Below are 19,453 nucleotides of genomic sequence, written 5' to 3' on the forward strand. Positions count from 1 at the left end.
TTCTTGTATACAAAATTATCTCAAAGGACGTCACCATGAACGCTCAATGCTACCGAGTTATCTTTAACAAAGCCCGCGGAATGCTCATGGTGGTGTCAGAGGCCGCACGCTCTCAAGGTAAAACCAGTAATCCTACGGACAGTGGCAGCACTATTGGCCAAGTAGCAGGCACTTCGCAGACATTAGGGTCAGCTCATGGGCAGGGCTACTATCAAGGCGGCAGGTTTATGCCCCTACGTGCGCATATGCTGCTAGCGCTAGGGCTTGCGACCATGGTTGGTAGTGTCAGTCATAACGCCCATGCTGATAGCACAAACATTGTCGCTGATCGCAACGCGGCTGCCGCTCAGCAAGCCACCATACTAAAATCATCCAATGGCACAACCCAAGTCAATATTCAGACGCCAAGTAAAGCTGGGGTCTCACGCAACGTCTTTAGTCAGTTTGATGTCGGTGCTGATGGCGCCATTCTCAATAACAGCCGTAAAAATGCACAGACTCAGCTCGCAGGATGGATAGAGGGTAACCCGTATCTAGCACGCGGTGAGGCTCGCGTTATTCTAAACGAGGTCAACTCAAGCGATCCGAGCCGTCTCAGCGGCTACACTGAGATCGCAGGTGGCCGAGCAGAGCTGGTCATCGCCAACCCTGCTGGTATTACCTGTGCTGGTTGCGGTTTTATCAATGCGTCCCGTACCACACTGACGACGGGGCAAGCCTTAATGGATCAAGGCAAACTCACTGGCTTTGATGTGACAGGTGGGAAGGTTCGCATCGATGGCGATGGTATGGACAGCCTAGGTAGTGACTATACCCAAATCATTGCCAAGACTGCTGAGATTAATGCAGGAGTCTATGCTAAAAATCTAGATGTTATTACAGGCAGTAACCAAGTCAGCTATGAGGAAGAGGGGGCTGATACCGTTGTTACTGCTAACGATATTACCTCTAATAACAATGCTACTAATAACGCCACGGGTGTGGCATTGGATGTCTCAGCCCTAGGTGCCATGTACGCAGGGAAAATCCGTCTGATTGGTACGGATAAAGGTATGGGGGTCACCAATGCTGGTAGTATCGTGGCAAGCACTGGTGGTCTGCAACTCGATAACAATGGCAACCTGATCAATTCGGGTAGTCTGATTGCCAATCAAGGTAAAGTTAACATCGTCACCAAAGGCTTTGATGTTGATAATTCAGGGACGATTGCAAGTTCTCGCGAGGGTATTGAGGTTGAGAGTGCGGCCTTAAATAACAGCGGCGTAATCAGTAGCCGCGATACGTTACAACTCCAGCAAACAGGCGCTATCAATAACTCAGGCGAAATATCTACAGGTAGCTTTGATGTAAAAGCGGCATCATTAAACAACAGCGGCTCACTACTACAAACGGGCTCAGGTAACCTTGCCATTGATAGCTCTCAGCTGCTCAATAAGCAAGGCGGTATTATTGGTCAAGACCTATATGCTGACGCGAGCACGGCGCCCAGTATGCCGCCTTCTAAAACCCCGCCGACGACTGCCAACAACGGCAGTAGTGTGGGTACAAATCCAACCAGTCAGCCATCTGAAACGCCTGCGCCATTACCCGTTATTACTCGCGATGGCAATATTAACGCAAATAATCTCACCAATACGGGCAGTATCTATAGTAATGGTAAGATCAATGTTGCAACCGATAGTGTGGCTAACCAAGACAAATCCAGCTTAGCGGTCAGTACGCTTGATATCGCTAATAATGCTAGCGCCTTTAATACAGACAGTCGCTTGCAACTCGATCAAATTGATTGGCAATTGGCTGACTTTGATAATACTGAAGGTCAGATTACCGCGACCAACAGTATTAGTATCCAGTCCGCCGATGGCATTGACAATCAGAACGGGATTATTGCGGCATCAGGTAAAATTGACTTGCAAGCAGTGGGCCAGTTTAACAATACCAATGGCAAGGTACAGTCCAACGACAGTATTCGTATCAAAAGTACAGCGCTAGACAACACGCAAGCATTACTCAGCAGCGAAAGCAATCTCAGTATTGATACCGATGGCATGCTTATTAATGACAAAGGTGATATAAAAACCAATCAAAACCTCAATGTGGCTGCTAAAGGCTATAGCAATACGGCTGGCACCATGATTGGTGTTGAGCGCGCCACTATCGATGTCTTTGATGATATTGTTATCAACAGTACTAATAGCGATATACAAGCGGGTAATCTGATCATAAAGACGCAAGGTAACTTTACCAATTCAGATACGTTGTCTGCACAAAATGCGCTCAATATCAACGCACAAAATATCCGTAATCAAAAAGATGCTGAGCTGATTAGCAATGGCACAACAGCACTTAATGCGGCAAAAGATATTGATAATAGCGGTTTGATCAATGGTGCAAACACCTATCTTACAGCTGGAGATCGTGTCAACAACCACAGTAATGGTCGTATCTTTGGTGACCATATTGCCATATCAGCTAAGACGCTGAACAATAGCCCTGATGCTGTGACTGGTGCTATAACTGCCAGTACAACCGCCCCAGCACCAGTAATTGCTGCGCGTACTCGCCTTGATATTGGCGTTGTGAGCTTAAATAATGATCCCAACCAGGCACGCGCAGGCAAATTTAACTCAGACTTTAATGCTCAGGCCAAAATACTGAGTAATGGCGAGCTACATATTGGTGGTAGCTTAGATGCTGAGCATCAAGCCATAGGCCGTGCGACCACCGTCACCAATAAAGGCGCTTCTATCGAATCGGTAGGGGATATGAGTATCACGACGGACACGCTCAATAATGTGAACGCGGATTTTGAGAAAGAAAACGTTCTTGTTAGTAGCAATCAGGTCATTGAATATTCACCTGATAACCAAACCGTCAGATATGATGAAGCAGATATTGAAATTTATGTTCATGGCTGGAATGATGATTGGGAGAAAACATTAAGAACAGTTGATGGTGATTTCAACAACTATGAAAAATTTAAATATGATGTTGAACGGTACGAAGAGCAGACCAAAACGAGTGATGCAAGTTTAATCAGAGCAGGAGGTAATCTTGTTATAAATGCGCCTAAAGCGATTAATGATCATAGTTTAGTAATTGATGGTCTTACATTAGTTTTAGAGGATGATCCTACCCAAACTTCTCGCTTCGGTTTTCAAAATATTAGTACTGAGGGCAATACGGTACTAAAAAATGTTAACAGTATTTATTACTCTTATAGAACTAAAGATAAAACCAGATCAGACAACCCTTTGAGTGATCGTCCTTATACTTATGAGAATGGTCCTTATACAGTGGCTGATGATAGTAGGGTAATAAACACTTTTCAGCTCCCTATTTTAAACCAAAATATACACAAAACCGTCGTGGCTTATGAGGTGACGGACAGTAACGCGCCACAAACCAGCAATATCCCGACAGAAGAAATTCGTAGCAGTAATGACGCGCCAACGCTACCAAACAGCAGCCTGTATAGCACCAATCCAGACAGCAGCGCCGATTACCTCATTGAGACCGATCCTGCCTTTGCCAACTATAAAAACTGGCTATCATCTGACTACATGCTAGATCGACTACAGCTGGACCCTAATATCACGCAAAAGCGCCTCGGCGATGGCTACTATGAGCAGCAGTATATCCGTGATCAGATTATGATGCTGACGGGTCGCTACTATCTAGAAGACTACAGCAATCAAGACGCGCAGTACCAAGGGCTTATGGATGCGGGTATCACCACTGCGCAGACGCTAAACCTACGTCCAGGGATTGCGCTCACTGATGACCAAGTCGCCAAATTGACCACCGATATCGTCTGGCTGGTACAGCAGAGCATTACGTTAGATGATGGTAGCAGTCAAAAGGTACTCGTTCCCAAAGTCTACACCCACCAAGCCGTCGATCAAATTGATGGTACAGGCAATTTAATTGCGGCTAACCGTATTGATATGCAGCTGACAGGTGACTTGAATAACCAAGGCAATATTGTTGGGCATCAAAGCCTCAACATCAATGCAAAAAACTTGACCAATGCGAATGGCGGTCTGATCAAAGGCAACTACGTCCAGATTGGCACGGCTAACGACTTAAACAACCTTAGTGCCACTATTGGCGCAGACAGTGCCATGCAGCTTGATGTAGGTGGCGACTTGAACAATCAAAGCCTCACTTATAGTACCAGTTCTGTCAAAGGGGCTAGCAACAGTACACGTACTGGCATCAGCCAAATAGCCAGTATCTATGTTGGTGATGGTCTCAAAGATCAGGTAGATGACACCGGTAACCCATTGAACACTTTTGTCGCCAACGTTGGGGGCGATACGACCTTTGCTGCTGGACGCTTTGAAAATCAAGGAGGCCGTAGTGTCATTGACACCAAAGGCGATATTAAGCTTGATGCTGTCAACGTGGGCTACCAAACCAACAGTATTGGTGATGCCAATAACTACTTTAAGCAAGGTGAATCTACTGATATCGGCAGTCAACTGAGCGGTACAAATGACCTTATCCTCAAAGCAGGCAAAAATATCACAGGAGTTGCCAGCCAAATAACCGGTGCTAATGGCACGGTTGGTATTTTAGCTGACGGCAATGTCGATTTTACAGAAGGAAGAAACAAACAGAACCTCAGTACTGCGGTGAAAACCACTGATAAGGGTTTCTTGAGTAAAACCACCACTCAAGATCGCTATGACATGCAAAGCGACCAAGCCATCAGCAGCAATATCGAAGGCGATAAAGTTATCGTTAAAGCTGGACAAGACATCAATTTCACTGGCACCAACGCTATCAGTGATCGTGGCACCCAGCTCACCGCTAGTGGTGATGTCAACATTCTAGCGGCTGAGAATACCTCTAGTGAAAGCTCGTTTAGTCAAACCAAAAAATCAGGACTGTTTGGCACAAGTGGCGGAATTGGCTTCACTATCGGTAAGCAACAAACCGATGACAGTAATGACAAAACGGCGCGTACTCATAGCGCCAGTAAAGTAGGTGCGATTGATGGCAACGTCATCATTGATGCTGGGCACACCTATCAACAGACTGGTAGCAACCTTGTCGCAGGTATGGGCGCTGACACTGGTAAAGATATCAAAGATGCCAACCGTGGCAATACTGTGGTACGTGCCAGAGAGATTAACATCGATAATGCCCTAAATGTCTATACCAATCAAAGCGAAAGCAAGTTTAAGCAAAGCGGTCTGACCGTCTCTGTTTCTAATAGTTTAGTGGATAATGTCAACGCTATTAGAGATCTAGAAGAGGCTGCTGGTAACACAGGCAGTACACGCATGAAAGGCATGGCTGGCGTCGCCGCTGTTCTTAAGACAAAAGCACTCGCTGAGCAGGGGGGAGACGCCCTAACGGCGCTACAAGGCGGCAATCTAAAAGGAGTGGGCAACACCCGTATCCAAGCCACCATCGGTAGTCAAAAGAGCCAATCGAACAGCAGCAGCTATACGGAGAAGAGTCAAGGCTCCAGCATCACCACCAACAATCTTGCCTTGATCGCCACAGGGGCAGGGTCAGACAGCAATATTGATATCAATGGCAGTAATCTCACCGTCAGCAATGATGCCTTATTCCAAGCGGACAATGACTTTAACGTCAATGGTGTCGCCCAAAATAGCAACACGCGTAGTAATAATAAAAGCTCAAGTACGGCTATTGGTGGTTATGCCAGCTTTGGTCAAAACACTAGTGCAGGTATCACTGCCAGTGCCAGCCGTGGCAAAGGTTATGCCAATAGTGACAGCACCACTTATGCCAACAGCCAAATCAACGTTGGCAGCACCACCACCTTTGATATCGGTAATGACGTCAACATCAAAGGCGGGGTAATTAATACAGGTCGTGCCCAAGGCACTATCGGTGGTGACGTCAACATAGAGTCACTACAAGACACCGCCACCTACGACAGCAAGCAAAAGAACATGGGTTTTAGTGCTGATATTGACATAGCAGGCGGTGGTGCGGGCTCTAGTCTTTCCGTTAATGGTGGCAAGACTGACCTTAATGCCAACTATCAAGCAGTCGGTGAGCAGTCAGGCATTTTCGCCAATGAAGCCGATTTAGTGGTTGAAGGCAAAGGCACTTTCACAGGAGCTGTGTTCACGACCTCAGAGGAGGCTCAAGCCAATGGCAAGAGCAATATCGTCTTCAAGCAAGGCGTTACCTCAACCGATATTATGAACACCACAAGCTATGAGGGCGATGCGATCTCTGTTGGCTTAAGTGCTGGTAAAACCACAGGTAAACCACAAGCGACCATGAATGGGCTTGGCTATGGTACTGATGGCGATAGCGATAGCAGTATCACCAAAGGCGGGGTCAGTGGCTACAATGATGAAGAGGGTATATTCACCACTGAGAACCGTGAAGCCCTAGCGGGTAAACTTGAGAATAGCTTTGATGCTGGTCGAGTGAATGAGGAGCTTGGCGCGCAGACGCAGATTACTAAAGACTTTGGCAAGGAAGCGCCGAAGGCGGTAGGAGACTTTGCCAATAATCGAATCAAAGCGATCATAGCTGACACTACGCTTAGTAATGCGGAGAAAAATGAAGCTATCAGCAAATGGGATGAAGGCGGTATTTATAGAGTTGCTGCTCACACGGCACTTGGAGCATTAGGCACAGGTAGTGTAGAAGGGGCATTAACTACAGGTGGTGTGGCTGCTGCTGCGCCTACGCTTGATGAGGTACAAGCTAAGCTAGCTAAAGCGCTCATTGATAAGGGCATGAGTGAAGATATTGCTAATGGTACAGCAAGCGGTGTGGTCAGTTTGACTTTACTAGGTGCTGGTACTGCGGCTGGACTGGATACATCAAGTACGGTAACTGCTACTAATGTGGATGCAAACAATAGACAGCTGCATCCTAGTGAGATTAAACAACTTAAACGCCGTGCAAAATTACTATCTAAAGGAAACAAGGGTTTAGAAGAGTACTGGTTAAATCTGCTTTATGGTGCAGCATACGCAAAAGTAGATGCACAAGGTAATAAAAAGTATGGCCAATACAAGCAAGGCATAAATAATGGCGTTGATGCATCAAGCCAGTTAGGAGCTTCACTTGGAGACGCTTACCTCGCAGACTACAAAAAAGCTGAATCCATAATAAATGAGATGTCTAAAAATGCTAAGGGTATAGTTTATTTAAAAGATAATAAAGGCAATAGGATTACTGATAATAAAGGGAATAATATAGGGTTCTTAAATGCTGATAACAATCAGTATAACTATAATACCTTATTGACAAACACCTACCCACCTTCACCACCAAACGGAGGTACATCCCTACGTAGCAATGACCCAAGAAGAAATTTAGGCACAGCGTTGGAGTCACAAACTAGAGCTGCTGCCGGTCAAGTGGCTAATGTGGGTTCTGGCGCTACAACGCCAATACACCCTGAAGATTATGCACTTCTAGGATATGGAGCTGCTAAAACTGTTACGAATATTGCAAAAAATAGTATTGCGAAAGGGGCTGCTGCTAAGGCAACTGAAAAAGAGATTCAGAAACAAAGAGTTAATAACAACCAAAATACTGACTTAAATAATGTACTCTCTGGAAATCCAAACGGTAAAGCTGACACTGCAATAAGTCAAAAGAAAAAAGCTGATATTGCCAGTGGGACTAAGAACCCACATTATGATACAAAACATGGACCATATACGACCCTACAACAACAATATGATCGTGCAATGAAAGGTACCAATCCTGAAACCGGATCAAAAGCAAGACCAGCAAATGCATCTAAATTCTTTAACTCTACTGACATGAATACTGCAATTTCTAAAGCAGAAGCTGAATTTGCAAGAAACCCAGAAGTACGTAGCGTAGTAATTACTTTTGATAGACCAGTCGGTGATGGGTTTATGGGTAATACTAAAAAGAATGTTAAAAATGGCACTGCAGGAGAGTATAGAAGAACTAATACGGTGATAGTCAATTTTGGTGAGGAGTCAGGCAGACCATATACTGCTTTTCCTAACATTGAACAAGGTAAAACTTATACCATTCCTGACTATATCAAACCTTAAGGAGTAATCATGATTGACGTCTGTCCATATCATATTGGAAGTTTACTTAATTTAGTTTTTTCTCAAGATTCAATCGAACATTATCGTGAAGAAGAGGAGTTTGAGAGTTTAGATTTTAGCTGTGAGCTAGATGCACGCTACGCTATAAGACGGTGGATAGGTAACGGTTTAAAAGACTTGCCAGAAACATCCGAGGATAGTTTTGGAATTGGCCATCATGATGGGCTATGGAATTCAAAACAGAACAAAGAGCTTTATAAAGAAGATCTTAGATATATCTTAACTAAAAATATATTAGTTTCAAGTGCTGAGTTACCAGGAATTGATTTTAATATAAAAGATATGGTAGAGGATTATAACGAATGGAATGAACAGCAAAGAAAAAAATGGGAAGATCGACACCATGATTTTTTAATGTTGCTTTGGGACGAATGGTTCGATGAGCCATTTGAGTCAGCCAACCTAGAATTGTATCGTGAGAGAGTCGACAGTGGATTTGTTTCATATCCATTCGCACCAAATTCATGGGGAAATCCTAAGTACAAATGATTTCCCTACTACTACGTCAAATTAATATATAGATTTAAATAATATGTCTGTTATGGGTATGGTTGATACACCTATAAAATCATTTGAAGAGAGGTTCTCTTTCCCGATATCCTTTGAAAGAGTTTATAGAGTTTATAGAGTTTATAGAGTTTATAGAGTTTATAGAGTTTATAGAGTTTATAGAGTTTATAGAGTTTATAGAGTTTATAGAGTTTATAGAGATTATTGGTATAAATTTGCTGAAGAGAAAGAATTGTATTGGTTAAAATTTTTTTTATATGGTATAGAGGTGGAGAGAGGCAATTTCGATGAGGTTAGATCGGAGTTAAAATTGTTTAAAGATTTTTTATTAAAAGAAGATGATATCTATTATGTACCTGAAAGAAGTTATATTCTTTCTAGAATTAAATTGTTTCTTGAAAAGCTTGATGAGGCTGAAGAGATTAGAGGTGATTTAGTTCTATATATTGGTTAATGATTAATATTAACTATTTCTTAGGTTAAGTAAAGGCAGCAAAGGTATGATACAAAAAAGAGTGTGATAATGGGCATGAAGTACACTGCCAAGTACACTAATATTATACTGATAATTAAAAACCTTGATACCATTAGCCCATAGCTTAGCGTTCAAGTCCTCACTAGGGTACCGTATCCTTTTCACTCTATAAAATCCATAAAACGCCAAACCCAGTAATAAAAGAATGCTATAAATATAATAAAACCCGTATTCATATACGTATTCATACCCTTTATAGTGTCTAAAGTCCCCTGATAAGTGATTACCTCATTAATTTCAGCTTCGACATCTTCCACATTAAGACTTACCATCTGTCTAATTCCATTATGAAACCCTAGAAAATCTTTCTGTATATACCACCCTATCACGGCTTTTTTACCTTCAATAGGTTCTAAATATTTTTTGCCAAAACAAGAGGAGTCAGTGTCAAAAGCTGAATAGCTGCACCCATATACTTCTTTACGGTTAAGGTCATTGAGATCTAATAACATAAAAATGTGATTTCCCTCACCAACATTCAAACTACCTACAATACCTTCACTATAATTAAGCTCAGACTCTAAAGGGAAGTCTCTACCTTGCCAACTCAGTATTGCCCAAGCTATTAGCGATATCCAAGTTAATAGCAGAATGACTATTTGAACTTTTCTAGTTAATGTTAATACTTTGAATTGCTTCAGTCGTCTTGTTAAGTGTCTCACTCAGTATCAAGCCCTTTTACCAAATCTGCCATTAAATCCTTATCCGTTTGTCTGCTCAAAAAATCCAACAGATTATCGGCTGTATATTCCCTTAAACCGTCTAATGAATCCTTCTCTAAAGCATCTACAAGAACAGCACCCAGTAGTATTTTTTGCTGTGTCAGCTTCTTATCTAATTTCTGTTTTTCTTCTAAATCACCACTATCCAGCAAGCTCATATTTTCCCTTAAACTAGCAAATCTATTTATTCCGATAACCAAGCTCATTTTAAAAGATTTTAATGTAAGAAACTTAACTCAAAATAGATAGCTTTTCATCTGTAATGAGCATCATATGAATAAAAAACCGTAGTAGCGGTGAGTATTGCCATTTGTTCATCTGCTCTCTATGGTCTTGACTAGCAATACCGATATGGAGAGCGTTTTTCGACTCATTAGATTGTTGCTTAATGTCTTGATAGTCAGTAGATGACATAGTTTGCATCAATAGATCTTCGTGGCTACTTACCAGCCAACGTTTCAGAGGCAGCAGTTTCTTACCAATGTCAATGAAACGCTTCAACTCTTTCTTATCTTCTTTTCTAAATGGTAGGTATGCTCTGCTAACAGACAGTTTTTCACGACATATCTCAATAAACCAAGTCCAATCAGTCCCTGACTTTTCTCGTAGACGGTAGGCATTACTTAACAAAAGCGAGAGCAATCTTAAATCACTTTGGTATTGAATGTTCAGTGGACTCAGTACAGGGGTATTTGAATCTGATAGCTTAACAAAGCGAGGTTTGCCGCGTTTGGTAGTGATAGCGGCAACCTCGCTCGCACGCTCTATTAGAACCTTTGCATCGTGAATAGAGATATTTGCTAACTGGGCTGCTTTACTTAAAGGAATCTCTTTATCATAAGTCTGTAGTAGCAGTTGTACTCGGTTTAGACCATAACGACCAAACAGCTCATTAGTGACTGGCGTATTGGTACTCAAGAGAAATTTCTTATCACAGTTCTCTATCGTAAACTTCGGTGACTTGCGTTTGCCTTCTATGATATTTTTAAATAACAGCGTACGTATACTAGGTATGCTGACGCTACCATTACGAACAGTCGCATTATTTTCTTTAAGCTTTTTATTCGTAAAACCTATTACGTTATACAGCGTCCGTTCTGGCAAGGTTATATCTGCTTTACTAAGCGCATAGGTCGCCATCAGCGTGGCAAAATGGTTGTAATACTCAAAGCTCCGCTCAGGCGATAAGTGTCCCATAATACCTGAGAGAGCATACCAGCGATCCTGTGCATCTGTATGCTCTCCGAGTATGCCTTGTTTGATGCGAATTACGTCGCTTTCATCATAATCGGTAAGGGCTTCTACGAGATCTGAATGGCCTACTAGCGCTAAAGATAGGTTACTCACTGCTGTATGCCTAAACCCATGAAAGGTATGCTCTGCTACATTATCATCTACCGATATGTCTTTTAAAACTCGTTTGAGTAACTGCAACGGAACATGGTCATCAATAAGGCGCTGATCCGATGATAAGGTAAAGATAAATTTGTTTGAACTGTCGCCAATATTACTCTGCACAAAATTAATAAAAAAATTCAGCTCATTAGGTTTGAGGAGGGCAAATAAGGGAACGCGGCGAATACTACTTTGAGTCTTAGTTGGACGGTAGCTATTGGGCCTTATTACCACTGATGGTACAGCTGTTTTTAAGCCTTCGATGTCATTATACTTAAGTCCCAACAGCTCTTTTTTGCGCATCCCAGTACGATAGACTAAGATAAATAAAAGCGCGAACATCTCCCGCTCCAATATATCTACAGAACCCAGTATCTGCGTAATAATGGCTTGGTACGCTTGCGGTGATATCAGCTCCGCACGTACACGCCGACCATTTTTGGTGTGTTGGAAGTTCACGGAGGGTAGGTTGTATTTCTCCTTAGCCAAGTTGTGCATACTCTTTAATAAATTGGCAGAATATCCAATATCAGTATTGTTTCGTACGACAGCTTTGTATTCTAAGATGTCTTCATAGAGCTCTTCAAACTCTTCTTCTGACCAAATATCAAGCGGCTGCGCTGTTGTGAAATATAACCATTCATAGCCTATGGTTCTGATATATTTCAAAATAGACTCATTGCTAAGCGATTTTGATTCTTTTCGATTGAGTAAATTCAACACCCAATCTAATAAAATTTTTTCACTTAAGTCATCGTATTGCTTATAACGTTTTTGTACTCTTTCAATAAGAGTAGGCGGCTTTTTGCTGGTTTTTTTCTTTTTCTGTTTTTCATCCGTTTTGAAGTCTTTAGTCAGATTCATAATTAAATCAGACTTTCTAACCTCTATCTTTTTGGTAGAACTACTACTAGATGACTCGTTTTGATTAACAGAGCTTTTGCTGATAGACAGCGTCAAAATATGTTCTAGATTATACGGCTCCTCTTTATACTGATATTTTTGGTTCAAGAACCGACCAAAGTCTTGCGTACTTAATCCTGCAGTATTATGCATACCTCGCAGCACCCCAACTGAAGCATGGTCGATACTAGCGTCATCGAAATCCTCCCAGTAATAACTGGCGTAATATAAAAACCTTGAAAAGGGAAGTGGTTTAATACCTAAAGGCTTGATCACGTCAGACAAAGCCACGGTCAAGTATCGCTTTATCTTATCTTCTGACAGCTTGGCAATGATATGTTTGATTTCTGCTTGACTGCTGTTTTTATGATAACGCATCAGCCAACACTGACTGACCACATCTACAATGATTTGCTTGGTGTTATAAAGCTTATCACTTTCTTCTTCGCGCTCGTTACCAAAGTGCTTTTGTACAAAACGCGGCGAGACCATTATCCTTTCTTTGATGAATGGCTGATACTCTTTGGTGAGCAATGAGATAAGCCACCCTTGAAGCATTTGTACCTCATTGATACCGCCATACACAATTCCTGAGAATATCAGCCAGCCTATAATCTGCTCTTGGCTGTAATTGGTGTTCTGCTCCCAATGATGCTCTACTGCGCGAATGATTTTGACCAGCGCCTTACCGTCTTTTAACCAAGCTGTATTTGTAATTAGTGGATTGATTTTAGTAGGCTGTGGCGCGATTATCTTAGGATAGTGATGCTCAGCAAGCATATAGTGCTTATTTTGATAGTCAATGAACTTGACGATGATTTGCCAAACATGTTTGAGTGTTCTAGATGACTCGTAAGCTTTTGCTATTTTATTTTCAATGATTGACTGAAACTCATCAAATCCCTCTTGGGACAATGGCTCCAATTGCCTGTAAAGCTCTATCTGAAACTGGCTTAAAGATTGACTCCAAGATAGCCATGACAAATCAAAATAATCGCTAGAGCTTGGCGAAAATGAAAAGATGCGCTCATTGGGCCAAAGCGCTTGTTGGTAGTATTTATTAAAAGACTGTATGAATCCGATACTTCCAGGATGAACCCTTTTCAACGACTCCCATTCGGTTTGTAAGTCGGCGAGTAGCTTTATCTCACGTGTCCTTGCCGTGTCACTGTCTTTGAGTATAGATGGGTAAGGCACGTAGCGCTTTTTTCTACCATCAAACTTTGCTAAGTCATCAATAATTTTTGGCAGCTTTATTTCATTTATTAGCATGATCAACCTCTGCAGTGCTTGTGCCGACATGATTTGAATTAGGATAATGATTGATTGTGATATCTGATAACCCAAGCTGTGCTGCGATCTGTTCAAACACGGACGCTACACGCTTAATATCTGCTTTACTACTTGATGAGAAACGTCCCAATACTTCTTGACGAGCTTTTTCATGACCAATAACTGTGTTAATCAGCGATAAGGAAACGCCAAGATTTTCAAGCTGCGTACGAACAAAGTGGCGTGTCCAATAGGGATTGGCGTCAATGATGTGTTTGGTCATATGATAAGCATCGCCACGCTTAATGTCTTTAAGAGTAGGGGATTTAGCAGTAGGAGCTCGTTCATACAACAGCTTTAATAGTGCTTCATCATTACCCAAACGGATATTGTCAATGATAGCGCTGATGTCATGATAACCTTGATGCTTTGCCTGATAATTAATCAAATACGCTCTATAGTCTGTTAGATGGCGTATCAGTGTCGGGCATAGCGGAATGAGACGATCACTTTTGACCTTCTTAACAGGCTTGTCATTGATGAGCAGCCAACCCATATCAAGATCAATATCGTACATTCTGCCAAGACCGTTGTTTGGTCGCACGCCGGTTAAAAGGCAAAAGACAAACCATACAAAAATACTGGTTCTGTTAAAGTGCTCCTCATCGTTTGAACTTTGATCGGTCCAGTACTTCATCTCATTTATGATGTCGCAAACTGTTTCAATCTTCAACGCAAACCCTGACCCCACCGTATATTTATGCCAGGCGGAGATATAAGTCAGGTCAAAATTACTATTGCTATTAAATATGTTCAGTGCTGATTTATAGTGAGCCATAAGTGCTTCGCTAGTGTGGCTACTATAGTACATCGCAGGAGCATGGGACGCAGGCGTGCGACAGATGATATCGGCGATATGCGCATGGCAATTAGGTGTATAACGAGAGAGCACGACATGTAGTGCGGTCTCTATACGATTGACGGACAGGTACGGCAATCCAAGGCTGCTACGCAAGGCGGCAAGATAAGCCGTAAAATCTTCTTTTGACGGCAACTCGCAAGCAAGTAAATCATCTATAAGCCATGATGGTAGTGGAACTTTGATGGTATCAGAAGTATTTTCATAATCCTTTTCGGGCAATGTTTGGCTTGTCGATCTTTTAGTAATACCTAAACTGTGTTCAATGTAGTATTTTTTACCTTTGATTTTGAAAATATTAGGATGACCGATATAGCCGGGTATTAGTAAGGATTTAACTGGCAACCCAGTAATCATAGATAACAATAAAATACCAGCACAGGTTGTATCAGTCTCTGTTTCTAATAAGGTGCTTGCATCTTGGTTGAGCGCAGCAAATAACGCTTGGTAGCCGGCAAGGGAGAGTAAGCGCGTGTTAGAGTTAAGCGCGAGATTGCGCTGAGACATATAGTTTTGCTGTAGCGATAAATCTATAGTTTGGAGCGGTATAGAGTATTTGATTAACGGGTTTGGATATTCGCCATAGCTGACATAGGGTGCCTCATGGTGATCAATACGCTCTTCAAAGCTAGTAGTTAGATCTTCATAGGTTTCTGTATTAGGGTCTAAAAATGCAAGATCTATGGCGATAGCACTGTGTTCTATATCGTCACGTGTGCTACCCCATGCATCATTGCTGGACGTAGTATTCCAGTTATGCCTAGTTGCAGTGGTGTCTACAGGATATTTTGATGTGTTATCTGCTAGGTTGATAGCTTTAACTTTAATGTTCTTAGGTAGCTTTTTACGCTTAGGTTTTGGCTTCTGTGGCACGTGCGCGTGTTGATAGGCGGTCGTTATTTTCTCTATTTGGCTCAGTTTATCTTTTGCCACTTTCTTTTCTTCGGCATGAGTAGCTTGCTTATCATTTAACAATTCATATGCACTTTTTTGCTGCTCTAATAGATCAGTGAAAATGGTGAGTATGCTTTCCAAACTCATGGTCATTTGAGGTAAATCAGGTAGTTCACGCCAAATCCATGTTCGTCTAGAAGATCTTGAAAACTGCGCCTGTTTAAATTGCATCAGTATATTTTTGGTGTGTTGTTTTGTACTATGCTGCATCAGTATCACACTGGTGTGCATTGCTATGGCTAGCCAAATTAACCGTTTCTGTAGGTAGTCATGCTGATGTTCATTGATAGAATGTTGCATGAGAATAAGCAATTGCATGATGAGTGGTTTTTTTGCTAATTCTGATCTACTAATAGTCATAGAAAGCCGAGGAACTGGCCTTCTTTGTAATACCTGTAATATTAATCTTAGTAGATTTTGGGGATTATCATCTGGCTGGCTATAGCTATTGTGTACTGCTAAAGTGATCTCAGATATGGCAGTCGATACTGCTTCTGGATATATAAAATTCTGGTCATTATCAATTTTTTTAATGATTTCTGTTAATGCTGGCGTATCAAGCCATTCTAGCTCTTCATGAGCATTCTCAGTCATAAAACACCCTCAGAAGGTCGCTTGTAATAGGTTTGCTCACTTATATTTATAAGCCGACAAAATGTAGTAATAGCAAAAATATTTTTGCCAAATAATTTTTGGTTTATCTCTTGATCCAAGATCTCGTTTAGCTGCGTGTAAATGAGCTTGATATCTATTTCTTTATTGTATTTTGCGATGAGATCAATAAGCTCGTAAAAACTGATGTCGAAATTAAACTGATCTTTTGGGATATATCTCACAGACACTTTTTGTCCGAGTACATTAAAATCAACATCAGGACTTTTGATCAAGTGAAAAAGCTCAAAATTATTGACTAAAAACCATCTTTTGTCTTCTTTGATAAATAATGTGGTTTTAGTCCAAGCAGCGCTATGCTTAAGTTTAAAGGCTTCACTAATGAAGGGTCTGATATGACAGGTATAAAGATTATATAGTTCAAGAACGCCTTCAAATATGAGCACAGGAGTTGTCTGCAGCTTGGCAACTGTTAATGATTTTGATGGATTCATAAACACTCCACTAAGATAATGATCTAATGTGGTCGATATGCTTCATTTATTGACCTCTACTCTTATCTTACTATTACTTGCTATCAATTAGATCCCACCTCGTCAACTAGACGACAATACGTGACGCATCATTTTACTTTTAGAGTTACTTATAGAAGAGCAATGATAATTTGCTCTGAAGCGCTTTAGAAATGAGCTAGAGTTAGCAAGCACGTGGATAGGGTAGACAGAGTGGAATTCTAGGACAACGGCTTACGGATCTTAGATAGAGATTTACCAGTGTGCTGCTTAAATATTAGGATCAAGAGCTTATATGACATGGATGCAGATTGATATCTGATCTTAGGACATAAAAAGAATTTTTTATTATTTCTCACCTCTTAAACCGCCTAACACTACTCACCACCACCCCAAACAGCTCAAGCGAGCCTTTCACCACGATATCTGCATAGTTCTCATTGTGAGCTCGTAAGATAATATGCTCACCGAGTATCAGCTGCTTGGCGGTAAAGCCGTCATCGACTAGTGCAATCACGATATCTTTATTCCTAGCGCTTAATGAGCGATCTACAATCAAGATATCATTGGGGTAGATACCCATATCGATCATGCTATCGCCTTCGACTTCTACCAAGTAGGTTGTCGTTGGACTGTGAATAAGCAGTGTGTTTAGATCAATGCGGTTTTGCACATAGTCCGTCGCTGGGCTTGGAAAGCCTGCTTTGACTCTATCGCTATAAAGCGAGAGCAATACCGTCTCACCTTCATCGGTGAGCCTTCCTATTATCTTAACCGTCATTGAGTCCACCTCTGGTTTAATCTACTTTGGGTATTTGGTTAATATTCGTGGTATAGCAAGGCGATAGCATATCCCGGCTCATTTGCCATGACTGCTTGTCTTTGATGCCTTCGCTTGCGATAAACACAGCAGACTGCTGATTACTGTTTTGACCATATCTTTTATTAAGCTGATCCATAACGGCAATAACCTCTGCGCTCTTTGAGGTACTTTGTTGGTTGGTTTGATTGTCGCTACTATCGTCTGCAAACAAGTCAGGCTGAACCTCATCATGCGGGCAGATATCAAAGAGCATAACGCCTGCTTTAGCGTAGCGAACATCTTTTTTAAATATTTGCGTCAGTATTTGCCGAGCAGCGGCTACCATCACTCTAGTATCAGCGGTTGGGGTTATAAACTGACATTGTCCGGATATAGAGGTATAACTCTCTGTTTGACTAAACGAGCTATTCTTAGCAAAGACGCTTAAGTAATGACAAACACTGTCTTGTTTGCGCAGCTTGCTTGCCGCTTTTGCCGCATGACTACAGACCGCTTGGCTCAGCTCATCAGGGCAAGTAATACGAGAGGAGAAAGAACGAGAAGAGATGATCTGCTTCTTAGCCTCTACCGCCTCAATACCAAGACAGCTTTGACCATTAAGCTCTAAGCAGGTGCGCTCGAGTACCACCCCGAAGTGCTGCCTTATTTTCGCAGGCTCACAGACGGCGAGCTGATAGACCGTATGAATACCCATCTTATTGAGTCTGACCTTGTAACGACGACCCACGCCCCATACCTCACCGACATCGGTGATCTGCATGATACGTCTGATCCATCGAAGATTATCTAGCACGCAGACGCCTTTAGTAGCGGGGTGCTTTTTAGCAGCATAATTGGCAAGCTTTGCCATGGTCTTAGTACTGCCCATACCCACACATACTGGAATGCCGGTGTACTGCTCAACGATGCTTTTGAGCTTACGCCCATAGCTATCAAGATCAGTCATCGCAGTAGGATAATCGGCTAAGTATAAAAAGGCTTCATCTATAGAATAGACTTCAACGGTAGGACACAGTTTCTCGAGGGTGCTCATGACTCTGTGAGACATATCAGCATATAAAGTGTAGTTTGAACTAAAGACGGTAACGTCGTTCTTCTCGCAGAACTCTTTAACCTGAAAGTACGGCACACCCATCTTGATACCGAGCTGTTTTGCCTCACTGGAGCGAGCGACCACGCAGCCATCATTGTTAGACAGTACGACCACTGCCTTACCTCTTAGATCAGGGCGAAAGAGCTTCTCACAGTTGGCATAGAAGCTATTGCAATCAACAAGCGCATACATGGCTGTCTCAGTAGATGGATGGCATAAAGAAAGGCATATCCAATCACGAGTATTTACGTGATTAGAGATGCCTTTGATTGTAGAGACAGCGTGCTTGAAAATTCAAGAGCGAATAAAGGGTAGACGACGATGGTTGTCGTGAGGGTTTAAGGAGACATAGTAGTTTCAATCCACGCACCCGTGATGGGTGCGACGTCGATCACATCCTACCGCATCGCGGCAACCAGGTTTCAATCCACGCACCCGTGATGGGTGCGAAACGCAAAGATGATTAATAAAGGCTTGGCGTTAGTTTCAATCCACGCACCCGTAATGGGTGCGAACAGCTCACCAGTACGGGTCGCGGCGAATATGGCGTTTCAATCCACGCACCCGTGATGGGTGCGAAATTCTTAGATTCATTACCGTTCGTCATTATGATGTTTCAATCCACGCACCCGTGATGGGTGCGAAGATGTTTCCTGCGATAGCGACTGCATGGCTGTGTTTCAATCCACGCACCCGTGATGGGTGCGAACTTAACTGGTACTTCGTAAGTTTTACCACCTGCGTTTCAATCCACGCACCCGTGATGGGTGCGAAGTCTATCAGTGCTGATTGTCTAAAACTTTCGTGTTTCAATCCACGCACCCGTGATGGGTGCGAACAGCCGTCAGCTAAAACGATTGCTGAAACTGGCGTTTCAATCCACGCACCCGTGATGGGTGCGAAACTGGTCAATGTACCAGCCAAAGACGCACTTAGTTTCAATCCACGCACCCGTGATGGGTGCGAACATAATCATTAACCAGTAGCGGCGCGGCTCATCGTTTCAATCCACGCACCCGTGATGGGTGCGAATAGGTAGTGAATTGGAGGCATCATCTAATGGTGTTTCAATCCACGCACCCGTGATGGGTGCGAATACGT

The 19,453-nt window shown here is 42.3% G+C and carries 10 protein-coding genes and 1 CRISPR repeat array (1 of these 11 cut by a window edge); of the genes, 3 read left to right on the forward strand and 7 right to left on the reverse strand.

The features are described 5' to 3' along the window. Positions 1 to 35 precede the first annotated feature (35 nt). The 3 genes from AC58CZ_RS02210 to AC58CZ_RS02220 are packed head-to-tail and all read left to right on the forward strand — an operon-like array spanning position 36 to position 9,066. Complete coding sequence (locus AC58CZ_RS02210; protein WP_494223455.1) at positions 36 to 8,042, forward strand: two-partner secretion domain-containing protein; 8,007 nt, start codon at positions 36 to 38, stop codon at positions 8,040 to 8,042. 9 nt (positions 8,043 to 8,051) lie between these two features. Further along, positions 8,052 to 8,591 carry a hypothetical protein gene (locus tag AC58CZ_RS02215; RefSeq protein WP_494223454.1) on the forward strand — a complete coding sequence of 180 codons (540 nt, stop codon included), beginning with the start codon at positions 8,052 to 8,054 and terminating at the stop codon, positions 8,589 to 8,591. A 43-nt stretch (positions 8,592 to 8,634) separates the two neighbouring features. Further along, the gene (locus AC58CZ_RS02220; RefSeq protein ID WP_497413133.1) at positions 8,635 to 9,066 is read left to right on the forward strand and encodes a hypothetical protein; all 432 of its coding nucleotides are present in this window, start codon (positions 8,635 to 8,637) and stop codon (positions 9,064 to 9,066) included. 182 nt (positions 9,067 to 9,248) lie between these two features. Here AC58CZ_RS02220 and AC58CZ_RS02225 read toward each other — a convergent pair whose 3' ends face one another. The 7 genes from AC58CZ_RS02225 to AC58CZ_RS02255 form a co-directional block, all read right to left on the reverse strand. Then, positions 9,249 to 9,809 (reverse strand): hypothetical protein, encoded by a 561-nt coding sequence (locus AC58CZ_RS02225; protein ID WP_071002015.1) that lies wholly within the window; start codon positions 9,807 to 9,809, stop codon positions 9,249 to 9,251. Beyond that, entirely contained in the window at positions 9,806 to 10,027 is a 222-nt protein-coding gene (locus AC58CZ_RS02230) for a hypothetical protein (RefSeq protein WP_071002014.1), read from the reverse strand. Before AC58CZ_RS02230 ends, AC58CZ_RS02225 begins: the two co-directional genes overlap by 4 nt. Before the next feature lie 73 nt (positions 10,028 to 10,100). Then, positions 10,101 to 13,439 carry a tyrosine-type recombinase/integrase gene (locus AC58CZ_RS02235; RefSeq protein ID WP_494223452.1) on the reverse strand — a complete coding sequence of 1,113 codons (3,339 nt, stop codon included), beginning with the start codon at positions 13,437 to 13,439 and terminating at the stop codon, positions 10,101 to 10,103. Next, complete coding sequence (locus AC58CZ_RS02240; RefSeq protein WP_494223451.1) at positions 13,426 to 15,906, reverse strand: site-specific integrase; 2,481 nt, start codon at positions 15,904 to 15,906, stop codon at positions 13,426 to 13,428. The genes AC58CZ_RS02235 and AC58CZ_RS02240 overlap by 14 nt, the downstream gene beginning before the upstream one ends. Beyond that, positions 15,903 to 16,418: a hypothetical protein gene (locus tag AC58CZ_RS02245; protein ID WP_071002011.1), complete on the reverse strand. Its 516-nt coding sequence runs from the start codon at positions 16,416 to 16,418 to the stop codon at positions 15,903 to 15,905. The genes AC58CZ_RS02240 and AC58CZ_RS02245 overlap by 4 nt, the downstream gene beginning before the upstream one ends. Before the next feature lie 373 nt (positions 16,419 to 16,791). After that, positions 16,792 to 17,217, reverse strand: a complete 426-nt coding sequence (locus tag AC58CZ_RS02250) for a LexA family protein (RefSeq protein WP_025645154.1) — start codon at positions 17,215 to 17,217, stop codon at positions 16,792 to 16,794. Between the two features lie 16 nt (positions 17,218 to 17,233). Next, complete coding sequence (locus AC58CZ_RS02255; protein WP_071002010.1) at positions 17,234 to 18,544, reverse strand: Y-family DNA polymerase; 1,311 nt, start codon at positions 18,542 to 18,544, stop codon at positions 17,234 to 17,236. Between the two features lie 162 nt (positions 18,545 to 18,706). Continuing rightward, a CRISPR array of direct repeats spans positions 18,707 to 19,453; the repeat unit is 32 nt; unit sequence GTTTCAATCCACGCACCCGTGATGGGTGCGAA; it runs 9,568 nt beyond the window's last position.

It is taken from the genome of Psychrobacter sp. CR212 (assembly GCF_059693765.1).